The following is a 13,496-nucleotide window of genomic DNA, read 5'->3' on the forward strand; positions in this document are numbered from 1 at the left end:
GTCCGTCCAATCTCCGCCAAGCATGCTCAAGCTTCACGATTTTTGCAACAGAGCCCTACACCTATCGCTACCCGCTGCGTGAATGGGGCTGGGGCCGCGACGCCTGCAACGAACGTATCCGACAAGCCGGGTTCGAGGTGCCGGCAAGCTCGTGCTTCTTTTGCACGGGCATGCAGTGCAACGAGGTTCGCGCTCTGCCCGCATGGTGCCTGAGGCTCATCATCCTCATGGAAGCCCGCGCGAAGCCGCGGCTGAAATCCTGCGAAGGACTATGGCGCTCGACCACCAAGGGCTTGCGCGGCCGTGAGGCGCGGCCTGGATCAATGACCCGGTTCATTCGCGACGAAGGGCTGCTCCCCGCTCATGAAATCGACTGGATCGCCGGCGAGGCGAACGCAGACCTCGCCGCATTTCTCAGCCGTGCCGCCGCACTTCCCCTCGAAAGGCGCCCGACCATGCGCAGCTGGATCAACGGGTTCATCGCCCATGAGGTTCGCGCTCCCGACCCCCATCCCGAAAAGCAGGAGGATCGAAGGCAATATGATGCTGAGCCGCGCCAGCCATTCCCGATCCCACCACCCTCACAAGCGCGGGCGCACAAGACAAATCCCGATTTCTCCGCCCGCCGATCCGGTCAGGAGTGGAGGGGGAGGGGAGTGTCGGGCTGCGAAGAAGCGCCCCCGACACATGGAGACTGACCAATGGCCACACAGAAGATGAACATCGGCCCCGTGCCCTACGACGAAGCCTGCGCCCAGCTTGGCTCGACCCCCGACTTCGCCGAAGTTGCCCGCGCCGAGTGCCATGCCTATCGCGCCGCGCTTATCGCCCACTACGGCTGCCCACCCGAAGGGGCTGAACTGCGCATCATCGGGTCACCTCATGACTTCGGGACATACTACGAAGTCTACGTCGTCTACGACGCCGAGATCGACACCGCACTCGATTATGCCCTCATCGTTGAACAGGGCCTCGCCCGCTGGGAGGACGCCGGTTTTCCCGCCCCATTCACTTATGGCGCGCGCGCCAGCACCGTCGAACGCCATTTCGAGAGCCTCACGCAGCTTGTTGCCGCCGTCATCGCCGGCCTCGATGCCGCAGGTGCCGAAAAAGGCGAAGGGCGCGAACGGCTCGCCCAAACATGGCCCGATGCGGCGGCTATCGCCGCCTCGCCTGTCAACACCACTGACTGAGGTTCGAACACCACCGGGGCCGCTTCTCAATTGTCGCGTCGCGGCCCCGGCTCGGCCACGCTCCCGCGGTCCCGGATAATAGCAGCCCAGCGATCGAGCAGCAGTGCCGCTCCCATGTCATGGCGCGCGATATCCAGGCCACGGGTTTCCATTTCCAGTGCAATCGCCTTGACGCAGCGCGCGCTTTCCTCGCGGACCGCACGTTCACTGATCGCCGCCATCACCCCAATCGCATGAGCAATGGCATCGCCCGGCAACGCATTATCGGCCCTTTTTTCGTCCTTGCACGGTTCCGTATCCAGCAGCGCCAGCACCGATCTCAAATGATAGGTCGCAGCTGCATCGCTCGCGATGTCGGGCATCCCTAGCGCTTCGCGCACCAACTCCCGCGCAGCCTCGCGATCCTGTCTCATGGTCACCACCGGATCCTTTGGGATGCCCAAACATGCACAGCGTTCTACTTCCTCTATCTCAGCACCATCTCGCAAACAGCCGGTAGCGACCGTCCAACTATGGACGTCGCCAGCCCGAAACCGGACATTGGAAACCTGAAAAGAAGCAATCAGGCGCGAACACCTTTGGGCCTGGGCCTTGGACATACGTGTCCGCTGCCCGGTAACCGAAGCTGCCGGCTTGCTTCTTTTGGGAAGGTTTCCACGCCTTCACCCGCGTCTCCGCGAGCGGTTTCAAACTATGGCAAAGCCGCCCGGAATACAATCGAACATTGCACCCTCCGGTCGCCTCCGGCGGCGAGACGGGAAAAGAGCTAAGGGGGAGGTGCATCGTTGAGAGCGCTCGTCCGGCTCTTTGCCGCATCAGCCTCGTCGCCCCGCACGACAGGCTACCGGCCCCCGAATCCCGTCCCGAAACACTGGTGCAGGAGACACCACCATGGTGATTACCTTTCACTTCGGCGCAGCCGGCCACCCCGTCAGCTGGATCCTCCACGGGGTCTATGGGACTGCCTATGGCGTGGCGCTCGCCGCTGCGCGCACCTGGCACGCTCGCATGCTCGAAGAACGACAAATAAAAACGCCGCCGGGCGGACAGTTCGTCATTGCCGTCAATGGGGACTCAGTCGTCCGATCCGACCTCTTGTTTGAGGCCGATTATTTTTGCCGCCATCAGGAGCCCGACGACTGCTCGTGGCTGTGCCAGTTCCAGGGATTTCCCCTCGCAATTCCCGAACAGGCCAAGCAGGTCGTAACCGATGAACTGCGGCGACGCCTCATCGACATCGGATTCCTCATCCCTCGCGCCGAATGGGAAGCCCGATACCCCCAGCAAGCCGACCTCTCGCGCCAGTTTCGCGCCCTCATGCAGCGCGATTGCACTTCACCTTCCAACGATAGGAGTAACCTGACATGAGCCGATACGAACCCAAAGCGCATGCAGATGCCGTCCGCACGCATGGGCCGCTGACTATTGGCATTGGCTGGGACGCCCCCCTCAACACCTATTTCGCCGCAGTCCATAGAGACAACGACAATGTCGACGACGAGCATCGCGAGATTCTCTGGATCGGGACCTCTTACGGTGAGATCGCAGAGCCGGAGACTGTCATCGATGCGATCACGCACTTTGCGGATGTCGATGGCGACCTGGCAGCAACCCTTCGCGCCGACCGGCTTCGGGAAGGTCACCGTCCGCGCTCGCCCTGGATTCGCTAAGACCCCTGATCACAGGGCGCGTTCGCGCCCGCTGACAGGTGAGGGGGAGACGGGGCTGCGAGCTGCGATCATGCGGCTGCGAAGGAAACCGCGATGACCCCCACCGCTCCGAGCGAGCCTGCCTCGCAGGTCACCCTGAACCCGGAACGCCCGCGCCCGCCGACGCGTGCCGAGCGCGCCAACCCCATCCTTCTGCTCCCCGCGATGCACCAGCTCCGGGCCCTCGATCCCGACGTACAAGCGTGCTTGCGCGACCTGTTGCTCGATCTTCAGTGCGATGCCCGATTGCGGGCAAGGGCCAGCTGGGACGCGCACAAACCGCCTATGGCGGCCTACTGGGCCGCGGTGGGCGTTTATTCCGGTCATATCGCCCGCGTGCTCCGTCGAAATACGCAATCCGGTCGACGGCGCCAGCCGGATTTGTTCGGGAAGGCCGAATAACATGTCGTGCGATCAACCAGGCGCCCGCGCGACAGCGGCCCCGCGTCCACCGGAATGGGATGATCCACCCGGTTACGACCGCAAGCTTGGCCGAATGCGCACGCCGAGCGACGACTTCTACGACCACCGAATGCTTGTCCTCCAGCGCATCCGCCGATCTCTCGCCACATCGAGGAAATGATCGCTTGCGTGCGTCGGCCTCACTGGCCGACCCCGGACGATCACATCATCACCGCCAGCTCGAAAGGAACACCATGGCCGAACCCTTCGCCGCCCAGAACGCCATCAGATCGGCACCCACAATCGTCCGCATCCCGCATATTTTCCTCGATTGCGATGGCGTCCTCGCTGATTTCGACACTTACGCCCGCTCCTATTTCGGTATGCATCCGCGCGAAGTGGAGGCCGAACTGGGCTCCAGACGCTTCTGGAAGATGCTCGAAGCCAAGGGCAACTTCTATCGGGATCTGCCACTGATGCACGACGCGCGAACCCTGTTCGACGCTGTCTCGCATCTCAATCCGACCATCCTGACCGGATGCCCCCGCGGCAACTGGGCCGAAGCGCAGAAGATCGCATGGGCACAGGCCTATTTTCCCGGCGTTCCCATCATCACCTGCCGCAGTGCGGACAAGCGGGATCACGCTATGCCTGGCGATGTGCTGATCGACGACTGGCCGCAATATCGTCACCGCTGGATCGAGAAGGGCGGCGTATTCATCAGCCACTATGACGCGGAATCGTCGCTGGCGACATTGTGGGCACACTATCCCGAGCTGGTCGCATGACCTTCGAAAACATGTGCCTCGACGAGCTGCTGCTCTGCATGTCGGCCAAAGCGACCCAGTTCGAAAAACTGGCGGCTGCTAGCTATACCTCGAATCTGCTCCGACGCGCGGCGGCTCTTTTGAACATGCTCGAAAGTGAACGCGGCGCACTCGCAGCGACACTGGATGCCGCATGCCTCGCGCGCGACACCGTGGGAATTCTCGGGACCCCCGCCGAAGCGATCACCATGCTGGGCGAGGAGAACGCCGGGCTCCGAGCCGAGCTCGGCACCCTTCGAGCTATGCCATCCAGGTCCACGCCATGAACCATCAGCACCAGTTGACGCAGGAACAGCGCGATTGGCTGACCGTTCGCATCCAGCAACTTCGTTCCCGAATGCGAGCAGCCGGTCCGTTCCGTCAGGCAGGTATCCATCGAACCATTGAAGGCATGAAGCAACAGCTGCGCTCAGGGATCTGGAAGCCCCACGACCTCACCGGCGATTCCGGCATGGGCACCACGCGCTCGTCTTCCGCGCCCATCTCGAATGTAGCATGGCCCGCTCCGCCGCCGTCGCCGTTCTGCAGTCCTGCCTCGAGGATCACGCCCTCGGTTGACTCGCCCGGCGACATCGCTGACCATCCCGATCCATGAACGTCGCACCCATGATCCATCCCGAAGTCCGACAGGCGGTGGCGCGATTGTTCGACCTCGCACAAAGCGACACGGGCCAGGCACGCCGGGTCGCGGATTTTCTCATGGCATGGTGGAATGCGACGGATTTCGGTGGCTTCGACATCGCCGACCTCTTCTCTCTCGACCGTGCCGTTGCCGCCGACATGGCCACCGTCTTTGCCTTCCTCGGTAGCCACCCCGGTGCGATCTACGCTGACGCCTTCGAACTCGAAGACGCGATGAAAGCCCTCATCGCGCTCTGGCGACCCCAGATGATCACACAAGAGGGTGCCGACAGTGCCTGACCGCGGCGCAGTGGCAAACGTGGCGCTTACCGCACCGGTGCTCCGCGTGACATATTGAATTACCCTCAACCCATCGGGTCATTTCGGTAACCGAGAGACCCCCGGATCGGCGTGACGGTCGCGCGACGATCGAGCGCGCAACCATACGCTGATTCAGCCCGCCATTCCGCAATCGCACCCGTGATCGTCCCGTCCGGGCGGTTCGATGCGATCCCGCCGGTCCCGAAGGGACCGGCGGCCGCAAAATTACGGCCCGGCGCACACGAAAACACGCACGCGAAATCCGGCTTCCTCGTCTCTCATCTTACCGGAAATCGCGCCCTTCCCGGAGATCCATCCATGACCGTTCGCAAAGCCGCGCGCTGGTCAGCGCGCGAACTCGCCCTGTTGCGGGCCCACTATCTGACCGAAGGGAGCGATGTCGCCGCCCGGCTGCCTGGGCGCAGTTGCCACGCGATCCACGTGATGGCGCACAAGCTGGGGCTGGAGACCACCCACCGCAGTCCTGCGCCCACCGCCCGGCTACAGGGTGCCGCGCTCGACGAGGCGATCCGGCTGCGCGAAGTCGACAAGCTTTCTTTCGCCGCAATCGGGAGGCGCTTCGGGATATGCGAAGCGAGTGCCTGCAACGCCGTAACGATCGCCCTTTGTGTGCGACGCGGCTATCGCCCCGCCGAGCGAGACGCGCGCGGCCGCCTTACGCCCGCCGGCATCGATCGGTTGCGCTACGCGCTCAAGAAAGGCCTGAAAGGGATCGATATCCAACTGCGCCTTGGCGTTTCGGCCGCATGCGTCTCCGAGCAGCGGCGGCGCTACAGCCGCGAGCTGCTGGCCCGCGGCAAAGCTCCACTCCCGCCGCCCGGCGGCGGCGACGCCTATTCGGGCGTCAAATTGACTTCAGCGCAGCGCAAGGCGGTCGAAGCGCTGTTCATGGAGGGGTTCGGGACCACCAAGGTCTCCCAGCGGAGCGGCGTTTCCAAAACCAGCTGTATCCGGATCCGTGAGCGCCTCGTGCGACGCCTGCGCCGCAAAGGCCAGTCCCTGCCCGGATGTGACGCGGCTGGCGTTCGGCATATTCACGCGGAAAGCGCACGGTTCGTCACCGATGAACAGCGGCGATTGCTGCGCGCGATGTTGCTCGACCGCATACCCGTTCGGCGTGCCGCCCTTGATCTCGCGATCGGGGGCTCCACTGCCTATCGCATCCGCGACGAACTCGCCGCTGAACTCTCCCGCGTGGGGCAGGCGCTTCCCTCGCCCAATTTTCCCGGACGAGTTCGGTCGCACGCCGCTCCTGACCCCTTCTGGCCCCCGGCAAACCCCAAAGAGATATTTGCCTTCCGCTGTCTACTCCAGACAATGGGCTTTGCAGAGGCCAAGGACCAGTGGCGGGAGACCCGGCGCGAGGCCCGAAGGGCCGAGCGCGCCGAAAATGCCCACAGGTCGCTCAGCTTCGACGAGCAGCTTGCCCGCGTCGCCGCCGGCGAAGTTGGGATTACCAGCGCCTTCGTGCGCCACCATCTCCAACCGTTGATCACCGCCTAATAATTCACGCCTGATGCCGGGCAGCGTCCGGGCACCGCGCATAGCTTCGATTCCTATGCCGAGCAGATCGACGTAATCGACATCATTTCCCTCATCGTCGGACCAGCTCATATCGGCCTCGTTCTCGCTGATCGCGAACTGGCACTTGATGTGGGTGAAGGTGCGGAATCGTTCGGGGCAGCTTCTGGGTTGGACGGAGATAGAAAAGAAAGAGAAGGAGGGGAGGGGGCGTCACCCGATCTGCGATCGGGCCGGGCTCTATTGCGCTAGGCTCCCACGGCCGCTGCGCGGCCGCGCTCACCAAGCTCCACGGAACCTCGTCCTTCGGCCGAGTTTCCGCCCCTTGCGGGGTCACGATCCCTGACGTGGCCGGCTTCGCCGCCTGACAAGACGTCCCTGGCGGGCCAGCCTCATTTGCCAGACCGGACGGTTCGAGGACGAACCGCCCGGTATCTGCCTCGCACCAGGTCGTTCATCGCACCCTGCGCCACCCCCGCCAGTGTCCCGGCGTTGCAGACCCCCCCACCGGGGTCGGCGGCAAAGGGGAATCGGCCGCAAGCGGCCGATATTTTTGTTTGTCTGGAAGCCGCCTCAACAGAAATACCGGGCCGCAAGCGGCCCTACGGTTTCCACCGCTGCGCGGCGGAGCCTCCGTCATTTCTGTTGACCCCGGCGGAGGTGCCTGCGCCTTGGGCCACAGGCGAAGGTGGCTCCGGGTGCGATGAACGACGAAGCCCCCGCTTGTGCTCGGCAGATCAGGATGGAGTTGCCCTGACGGGCAACAATTTTTTCGTGGGCCGCTGCGCGGCCGTTGCAGGCTCAGGTTCACCAGGCACGATGAAATCTGTCAAGAAAACAATGTGTTATGCGTAGTTTGAGGTCTTTGATATAAGGGAATCACCGGACGGGGACGGTCCCCGGAAGGCTCAACCACCCGGCGCGGGAACGCCGGAACGAAATGGAGTTAAGACTATGAACCTCGGTAATCTCAAGCTGAACGCCAACGGCTTTTTCGTCGGCAAGATCGCCACCGTCTCGGTCGCCATGACCATCTGCCTGCGCCCTTGGGAAGCGCGCAAGGAGAACAGCCCCCGCTTTGAAATCCTCGGCCTCACGCCCGCCCGCACCTGGGTTCGCGTCGGGTTCCTGTTCGAGCAGTCCATGAAGGACACCGGCGAGGCTTTCTTGCAGGGTTCGATTGACGACCCGTCGATGAGCAAGCCTCTCTATATCGCTTGCTTCCGCGAGGATGACGGCAGCTACAATGTGGCGTGGAGCCGCCCGCGCCGCGCGCGCAACGATCTGGCCCCGATCGGTGACGCAGCCGATGGCCCCGCCGATGAAGGCGATGGCCTTGGCGAAAGCACCGCCCCGGCTGGTGACCTTGGCTTGCCCCCGGTCGAGCCGTCGAGCCGTCGCGGCCGCCGCGCCGAACAGGCGCAGGAACAGCAGCAGGAGGAAACCGCCAGCGCATAAGAGAAGGTTGGGCCGGGGCGCGGGAACGCTCCGGCCCGATCCGCGCCAGCCAGACGAAATGGAGTTTCAACCATGACCAACACGAACAAGGGGCGGGTTAGCAGGTTCGCCGACTTTGCGGAAGCCTATGCCGCCATGACCAGCGCGCAGGACTTTCCTGCCAGCTTCACCGAAACGATTGCCGAATCCCGGCTTTCCATCATCGACGACCCCACCCGCGACCCGATGCCCGATGCGGAACTGGCGCGCGGATGCGTCGAGGATTTGACCGCGCAAATCTTCCGCTTGCTTGCCGGAACCCGCATGGAATCTTTCGGCCAGCCCATCGCTTGGGGTATCGTCAACAGCTTGCATTATGTCGCCAAGCGCATCAAGCGGCAGGAAGACGACGCCGCCGCCGAACTTGGCGAAATGGTCCGCGTGTTCGACCCGTCCGAGGTATATCAATCCCGCATGGAAGAACTGCAACAGCGTTGCCAGTCGCTTGCCGAAGCCCGCGCCGCCGTGGAAACCATGTGCAACCACGCTGCCAACGTCTATTTTGTCGAAACCGGCAAGCCGTTCAATACCATCAAGGGCAGTCGCACCGGAACCGGCCTTACCGCTTCGCAGATCGAGGGTTTCGACTATCTGAAAGCCCGCGAAGCCGAGCACAACGCGAAGCACTATCCCGCGCGTCCTGCCGTTCTCGTTTCCGGCGGCGGCGACTGGGAAGATGCAGACATGATCTTTCGTCGGCTGGACATGGTGCGCGCGCGCATCCCGCACATGATCTTGTTCACCGGCAAACGCTTCAAGGGCGCCGAGCAGATCAGCACATGCTGGGCGCATGAACGGGGCGTTCCGATTGTCGGCTTTTCCCTCAACAAGCGCGGCAGCAACGACTACCGCGCAGCCTATCGGCGCAATGAGGTATGGAACCGGCTGGACGAAATCGTCGAAGCCATGATTTTCCAGCAATCCAAGGTGCAGGAAGATCTTGCCCGCCTGTTGCGCGCCAGAAACGTGCCGCTGCACATCTTTCGCCTTGCCGAACAGAACAACGGCACCGGCCCGACCGACCTTGCCGCGCTGCGCGCAGAGGAACAGCGCCGCGCACTGGCTTGACCCGGAAAGCCCGCGCGCACCAGCGCCGGGCCTTCCCCCCCCCCATCACTCACATAAAGCGCGCCGCCGACCAGCGCCATGCGCCGCCACGCGCGCCGCGAAGGAACCCGAACCATGTATGAACTCACTCCCGAAACCGCCGAAACGCTTAAGGAGCTTCTAGGCGACGAATGCCCCCTATTGATCGAGCAGCGCGCAGGCGAAGGCTGGACAGATAGCGACTGGCTCGCCGTCTATCGCGATCAGGGATTCGACATTTGAACTATGGGCGCGCCGCCGCGCGCGCCCGTTCCACCAAGGAGCAGCCGCCATGATCGACTTTAGCCGTCTAGGCCGCGAAACCCCCGAAGAACGCGCCGCGCGTGATGCCGAACGCCGACAGACCGAGATTGACGCCGACGCAAAGCGCCGCGCCGAATGCGTCGATTCGACCATGGCTGCGCGCCTTGCCGAAGATGTCGAATTGCGCTCGACACCGAGCGGCGATACCGTCGCGACCTTGCGTTGCATCGCGCTCAATGGCGAAGCCTTCACCGCGATCTATTGGCTTCCGCCGCACCGGGCCGACGCCGCCGACCGTATCGCCGCCACGCTTCGCGCGGGGCTTGGCGTCCGCCTTGCCGGTTACTGGAAAAGCCGCAAATGGACCGACCGCGACGGCAACCCCCGGCAGGTCCGCGAATTACAGGCGCAGTATGTCGCGCCCTATCGCGAACCGACCAAGTGAGCAGTCACCAGCGCCGCCCAGGGGCGGCGCTGGACTATCGCGCCATGCCGGAAACGTCGCGCCCAGGTGCAGGGGTTGCGGATAATTTTGCGGCCCGCTTTGCGGGCCGCGTTGGTGCGCGCGGGGGGTGTCGCTTTGCTGTCCCCGCGCTGTTGAAACGCAGGGAATCGCACACCCGATAAGTGATAGCGCACAGGAGAAGGGGCGCATGGCGGCCACGCCATGCGCCCCTTTTTTCATCCAGCATGCAGCCGATCAGGCAAGCCGCTTCATGGTTTCCGCAATGCCGAGCGTTCCGATCCTTTGCGCCAGCTTCGCAAACTCCACTTTACTCAGATCGGCCAGACCAGACGACACCAACGCACTGCCGAAGTCGCTTGCAATGCGCGTCACCATCTCTTTTTCCCGCACTTCCAGCGCCGCCCTTTCGTCGGCCAGCGCGCGCAGTTGTTCCGAAGGCTTGAGGCTCTTTCTCGCCATGTCGCATATCTCCATAGTGCAAAATGGCGTTTGCTGATTTCCCCTATAGCCGACTTCCGCCAAGACCGGAACCGCCGCCGGACGGCTACCGCGTCAAAAGCCCGACGCGGGCGCAGGAGCGCCACGCTTTCCCGCTGGGGCATCATGGCCTGACGGCCCGGAATGGCCCACCGCGAAAGCCGGAGACGCTCCTGCGAATAGATCAAGCCCACACCCCCGACGACGCGAGCGACAACATGGAGCAACTAAGCACACCGAACGCACCTAAAGGTGCATGGGGGTCAAGTAATATCAAAGCCTTAGTTGAATGTGCTCCCGTATCCCATTGAAACACAAATGCACTGCAATGGGATGTAGCCCAAGAATGGCGCTGATTTCTGCCATTTTTAAGTAACGCTTATGTAATGCAATGCAATGCGTCCGCCGGGATGCAAAACCGTTGCCCCGGGCTGAAATGTCGCATAGTATAAGGCACTTTCTCAGCCCCTGCCGGCCTCTGCGCGAAGAGGCTGTCATGAACCACAACGATCCTCAGATAACCCTCCGGCTCGATCACAGCTTGTGTGATCGGATCGACCGCCTGGCTGCACGCAACGGGCTGACCCGTTCCGCCATGATCCGACATGCGCTGCGCTTGTTCGCGACCGAAGCGGAGTCCGCCGGTGCCAGCCAAAGGCGTGTGGCGCGCACCATCGAATATGCCCAGCTGGCGCTCGACGTCATCATCCGGGACCAATACCCCGATGTGCGGGACAAGCTCCTTGCTGAGACCGACAAGCGCGTGGAGCAGTATCATGCGGCGCGCTGATATCCGCTTCAGCGGCAAGCCCGTTCACCTGCGCCATCATTCCGCGCGCGGAACCGTCCAGCGCAACAGCGGCAACTTCACGCGCGGCAGCCAGCTCCTTACCCACGAGGTGCTGATGTGGACGTCGGGAGCGAAAATCCCGTTCATCGTCTGGCTGTTCTGCTTTGCCGCCGCATACTCCTTCATCCTCGTTGTCACCCTGCGCGAACACGAGATCGAGCTCATCGGCATGAAGCTCTATTCGCTATTTTGGGACTTCATGGAATTCGATCCGATGAAGCGGGTCAACGTCACTTTACCGGACGGGTCGATCCGCGCGATCGTGATGGCGCAGGTCGCCGATGTCCCGTCCGTCATCGCCGCCTGGGCGAAGGCCATGCGCGGGCTGGTGGGCGCGATCCTCCTGTCGCTTCTCGCTACTATTCCGCTTGCGCTATGGTTCGTCGACATCTCGCGCAAGCGCGGCAAGTCGATCCTTCAGGAACGCCATGAGCGCGGCGCAATGCTGGTCGAGCGCGAAGTTCTGCATGCCGAGGTGGTTGCCCACAATCTGCGCGAGTTCGAAGCGGAAGCCGCTCAGCTATTGCCTGGATCGAGCCCCGCCCAGGTGCGCGCAATGCCGTTTGTCGCACGTAAGCGGGCGGGCATTCATCACCCCTATATCCTTGCCGGCATTCCCTATCCGCACCGCCTCGAGCAGTCGCATACGATGCTTATTGGTACTACCGGGGCGGGCAAGACGACTGAGCTCCGGAGCCTGGTCGCACAGATGCGCGCGCGCCGGGATAGCGCCGTCATCTTCGATCTCACCGGCACCTATGTCGAGAATTTCTACAACCCTGAAACCGACATCATCCTCAACCCGATGGACCAGCGCTGCCCGGCCTGGTCGATCTTCAACGACTGTTCAACCCACTCGGAATTCACAGCCGCGGCCGCCGCGTTGATCCCTTCGGACGGGGGTTCGACCGAACCCTTCTGGGCGATGGCGGCGCGCACGCTGTTCATCGAAATGTGCATCAAACTCCAGGGACGCGGGCAGACTACCAACGCGGATCTCGCCGACAATCTGATGACCGCTGACCTGAAGCGCGTGCACCGTTTTCTCGCGAACACGATCGCCGATCCGCTTACCGCGCCTGAGGCAGCGCGCATGGCGGAATCGATCCGCGCCGTGTTCAACACCAACGCGCAGGCGCTGCGTTTCCTGCCCGACGAGGGCGAGCAATTCTCCATCCGCGAGTGGATCTGCCGGCCCGAGAAGCCCGGTTCGATCCTGTTCGTGACCTCGCACTATGTCGACCTTGCGATGAACCGTGCGCTGCTCACATTGTGGATGGATATCGCCATCACCCGCATCATGACACTGCCGCGGACGCGGGGGCTGAGGACTTGGTTCATGTTCGATGAGCTGGGAGCCCTGCACCGGTTGCCGGCGATCGAGAATGGCTTGCAGACGGCGCGCGCTTTCGGCGGCGCGATGGTCCTGGGACTGCACAGTTTCGAGAAGCTGATCGATGTCTACGGCGAACAGGGCGCCAAGAATCTGGCTTCGCTCGCGCGCACCAAGCTCATTCTGGCGACCGCCGATCTCGACACGGCCGAGCAATGCGCGCGCTATATCGGCAACCGCGAAGTGCGCCAGATGGATGAGGCGTACAGCTATGGATACAACCAGACGCGTGATGCTTCCACGCTGACTCCGCGCAAGCAGGTCGAGCCGCTTGTGATCGCCGATGACATCACGAACCTTCCGTCCATGCATGGTTTCATCAAATTTCCGGACGGATTCCCGGCCGCACGGATCAAGCTTGAATGGAGGGATTACCCAACAGTCGCTCCGGGCTTTCTCATCCGCGAGAACATTGCCCCGACGCGCCGACGGCGGGGGGGTGAACTGGTCGAGGAAGAAGGTGGGGAAGGGGGCGGCCGCGATGGTGCCGCCCAGGTCATAGAAGAGGTCGATCGGTCCAATGTCGCACGTGACCTCGCCGCAGCAATCCTGTCCGTTCCCCGAGAGGAGATGGGGCGGGACGATGGGCGCGAACGAGGCGATCCGGACCTCGATCGCGCGCGGCCGGGAGGGCAGGGCGTTGCCGGGCCGAACGGTACACGCGGGCGAGGGCAGGTGCCTGGAGAGCGGGAGGGGCGCGAGGAAAACGACCAGCGGCCGCGCGATCGCGCCGAGCCGGGCAGGACGCGCGGACCGGAGATCGAGGACCAGACGCTGCGCGAATTGCGCGAAGATTACGGTCCAGACAGATCCGCCGATCACGACGATATGGACATGGGGATCTAGGC

The 13,496-nt window shown here is 63.1% G+C and carries 17 protein-coding genes and 1 pseudogene; 16 read left to right on the forward strand and 2 right to left on the reverse strand.

Annotated features, from left to right (window positions below; translation table 11 throughout):
• Together Q0316_RS09225 and Q0316_RS09230 are read left to right on the forward strand one after the other, a co-directional pair.
• A pseudogene (locus Q0316_RS09225) lies at positions 1-698 on the forward strand (hypothetical protein); the annotation flags it as partial.
• Positions 699-701: 3 nt separating this feature from the next.
• Positions 702-1,193 carry a hypothetical protein gene (locus tag Q0316_RS09230; RefSeq protein ID WP_022684092.1) on the forward strand — a complete coding sequence of 164 codons (492 nt, stop codon included), beginning with the start codon at positions 702-704 and terminating at the stop codon, positions 1,191-1,193.
• A 26-nt stretch (positions 1,194-1,219) separates the two neighbouring features.
• Here the strand turns inward: Q0316_RS09230 and Q0316_RS09235 are convergent, their stop codons facing one another.
• Positions 1,220-1,612 carry a hypothetical protein gene (locus Q0316_RS09235; protein ID WP_298671620.1) on the reverse strand — a complete coding sequence of 131 codons (393 nt, stop codon included), beginning with the start codon at positions 1,610-1,612 and terminating at the stop codon, positions 1,220-1,222.
• Positions 1,613-2,084: 472 nt separating this feature from the next.
• Here Q0316_RS09235 and Q0316_RS09240 point away from each other — a divergent pair, with 472 nt between their 5' ends.
• The 12 genes from Q0316_RS09240 (at position 2,085) to Q0316_RS09295 (ending at position 9,907) form a co-directional block, all read left to right on the forward strand.
• Positions 2,085-2,561: a hypothetical protein gene (locus Q0316_RS09240; protein ID WP_022684090.1), complete on the forward strand. Its 477-nt coding sequence runs from the start codon at positions 2,085-2,087 to the stop codon at positions 2,559-2,561.
• Positions 2,558-2,863: a hypothetical protein gene (locus Q0316_RS09245; protein WP_022684089.1), complete on the forward strand. Its 306-nt coding sequence runs from the start codon at positions 2,558-2,560 to the stop codon at positions 2,861-2,863. Before Q0316_RS09240 ends, Q0316_RS09245 begins: the two co-directional genes overlap by 4 nt.
• 93 nt (positions 2,864-2,956) lie before the next feature.
• Positions 2,957-3,304 (forward strand): hypothetical protein, encoded by a 348-nt coding sequence (locus tag Q0316_RS09250; RefSeq protein ID WP_022684088.1) that lies wholly within the window; start codon positions 2,957-2,959, stop codon positions 3,302-3,304.
• A 59-nt stretch (positions 3,305-3,363) separates the two neighbouring features.
• Positions 3,364-4,092, forward strand: a complete 729-nt coding sequence (locus tag Q0316_RS09255; RefSeq protein WP_298671622.1) for a hypothetical protein — start codon at positions 3,364-3,366, stop codon at positions 4,090-4,092.
• Positions 4,089-4,397: a hypothetical protein gene (locus tag Q0316_RS09260; protein WP_022684086.1), complete on the forward strand. Its 309-nt coding sequence runs from the start codon at positions 4,089-4,091 to the stop codon at positions 4,395-4,397. Before Q0316_RS09255 ends, Q0316_RS09260 begins: the two co-directional genes overlap by 4 nt.
• Positions 4,394-4,726 (forward strand): hypothetical protein, encoded by a 333-nt coding sequence (locus Q0316_RS09265; protein WP_147367368.1) that lies wholly within the window; start codon positions 4,394-4,396, stop codon positions 4,724-4,726. Before Q0316_RS09260 ends, Q0316_RS09265 begins: the two co-directional genes overlap by 4 nt.
• On the forward strand, positions 4,723-5,052 hold the full coding sequence (locus tag Q0316_RS09270; RefSeq protein ID WP_028056205.1) for a hypothetical protein: 330 nt from the start codon (positions 4,723-4,725) through the stop codon (positions 5,050-5,052). The genes Q0316_RS09265 and Q0316_RS09270 overlap by 4 nt, the downstream gene beginning before the upstream one ends.
• A gap of 339 nt (positions 5,053-5,391) precedes the next feature.
• The gene (locus Q0316_RS09275; RefSeq protein ID WP_119593040.1) at positions 5,392-6,597 is read left to right on the forward strand and encodes a hypothetical protein; all 1,206 of its coding nucleotides are present in this window, start codon (positions 5,392-5,394) and stop codon (positions 6,595-6,597) included.
• Between the two features lie 972 nt (positions 6,598-7,569).
• Entirely contained in the window at positions 7,570-8,073 is a 504-nt protein-coding gene (locus Q0316_RS09280; RefSeq protein WP_022684082.1) for a DUF736 domain-containing protein, read from the forward strand.
• 72 nt (positions 8,074-8,145) lie between these two features.
• Positions 8,146-9,180, forward strand: a complete 1,035-nt coding sequence (locus Q0316_RS09285) for a DUF2493 domain-containing protein (protein ID WP_022684081.1) — start codon at positions 8,146-8,148, stop codon at positions 9,178-9,180.
• A 114-nt stretch (positions 9,181-9,294) separates the two neighbouring features.
• Positions 9,295-9,441 carry a hypothetical protein gene (locus Q0316_RS09290; RefSeq protein WP_022684080.1) on the forward strand — a complete coding sequence of 49 codons (147 nt, stop codon included), beginning with the start codon at positions 9,295-9,297 and terminating at the stop codon, positions 9,439-9,441.
• 49 nt (positions 9,442-9,490) lie between these two features.
• Complete coding sequence (locus tag Q0316_RS09295) at positions 9,491-9,907, forward strand: single-stranded DNA-binding protein (protein WP_022684079.1); 417 nt, start codon at positions 9,491-9,493, stop codon at positions 9,905-9,907.
• A gap of 255 nt (positions 9,908-10,162) precedes the next feature.
• Here Q0316_RS09295 and Q0316_RS09300 read toward each other — a convergent pair whose 3' ends face one another.
• Positions 10,163-10,387 carry a DUF6437 family protein gene (locus tag Q0316_RS09300; RefSeq protein WP_028056203.1) on the reverse strand — a complete coding sequence of 75 codons (225 nt, stop codon included), beginning with the start codon at positions 10,385-10,387 and terminating at the stop codon, positions 10,163-10,165.
• 514 nt (positions 10,388-10,901) lie between these two features.
• On the opposite strand from Q0316_RS09300, the gene Q0316_RS09305 reads away from it, so the two are divergent.
• Both Q0316_RS09305 and Q0316_RS09310 read left to right on the forward strand, forming a co-directional pair.
• Positions 10,902-11,195: a CopG family transcriptional regulator gene (locus tag Q0316_RS09305; RefSeq protein ID WP_022684077.1), complete on the forward strand. Its 294-nt coding sequence runs from the start codon at positions 10,902-10,904 to the stop codon at positions 11,193-11,195.
• Positions 11,182-13,494 carry a type IV secretion system DNA-binding domain-containing protein gene (locus tag Q0316_RS09310; protein ID WP_022684076.1) on the forward strand — a complete coding sequence of 771 codons (2,313 nt, stop codon included), beginning with the start codon at positions 11,182-11,184 and terminating at the stop codon, positions 13,492-13,494. Before Q0316_RS09305 ends, Q0316_RS09310 begins: the two co-directional genes overlap by 14 nt.
• The last annotated feature ends 2 nt before the right edge of the window (positions 13,495-13,496 follow it).

Source organism: uncultured Sphingomonas sp. (assembly GCF_937871615.1).
Taxonomy (GTDB): domain Bacteria; phylum Pseudomonadota; class Alphaproteobacteria; order Sphingomonadales; family Sphingomonadaceae; genus Sphingomonas.

Coding starts and splice junctions, on each gene's coding strand:
- Q0316_RS09230 (WP_022684092.1), top strand. CDS start 702: ATGGCCACACAGAAGATGAACATCGGCCCCGTGCCCTACGACGAAGCC.
- Q0316_RS09240 (WP_022684090.1), top strand. CDS start 2,085: ATGGTGATTACCTTTCACTTCGGCGCAGCCGGCCACCCCGTCAGCTGG.
- Q0316_RS09245 (WP_022684089.1), top strand. CDS start 2,558: ATGAGCCGATACGAACCCAAAGCGCATGCAGATGCCGTCCGCACGCAT.
- Q0316_RS09250 (WP_022684088.1), top strand. CDS start 2,957: ATGACCCCCACCGCTCCGAGCGAGCCTGCCTCGCAGGTCACCCTGAAC.
- Q0316_RS09255 (WP_298671622.1), top strand. CDS start 3,364: ATGATCCACCCGGTTACGACCGCAAGCTTGGCCGAATGCGCACGCCGA.
- Q0316_RS09260 (WP_022684086.1), top strand. CDS start 4,089: ATGACCTTCGAAAACATGTGCCTCGACGAGCTGCTGCTCTGCATGTCG.
- Q0316_RS09265 (WP_147367368.1), top strand. CDS start 4,394: ATGAACCATCAGCACCAGTTGACGCAGGAACAGCGCGATTGGCTGACC.
- Q0316_RS09270 (WP_028056205.1), top strand. CDS start 4,723: ATGAACGTCGCACCCATGATCCATCCCGAAGTCCGACAGGCGGTGGCG.
- Q0316_RS09275 (WP_119593040.1), top strand. CDS start 5,392: ATGACCGTTCGCAAAGCCGCGCGCTGGTCAGCGCGCGAACTCGCCCTG.
- Q0316_RS09280 (WP_022684082.1), top strand. CDS start 7,570: ATGAACCTCGGTAATCTCAAGCTGAACGCCAACGGCTTTTTCGTCGGC.
- Q0316_RS09285 (WP_022684081.1), top strand. CDS start 8,146: ATGACCAACACGAACAAGGGGCGGGTTAGCAGGTTCGCCGACTTTGCG.
- Q0316_RS09290 (WP_022684080.1), top strand. CDS start 9,295: ATGTATGAACTCACTCCCGAAACCGCCGAAACGCTTAAGGAGCTTCTA.
- Q0316_RS09295 (WP_022684079.1), top strand. CDS start 9,491: ATGATCGACTTTAGCCGTCTAGGCCGCGAAACCCCCGAAGAACGCGCC.
- Q0316_RS09300 (WP_028056203.1), bottom strand. CDS start 10,387: ATGGCGAGAAAGAGCCTCAAGCCTTCGGAACAACTGCGCGCGCTGGCC.
- Q0316_RS09305 (WP_022684077.1), top strand. CDS start 10,902: ATGAACCACAACGATCCTCAGATAACCCTCCGGCTCGATCACAGCTTG.
- Q0316_RS09310 (WP_022684076.1), top strand. CDS start 11,182: ATGCGGCGCGCTGATATCCGCTTCAGCGGCAAGCCCGTTCACCTGCGC.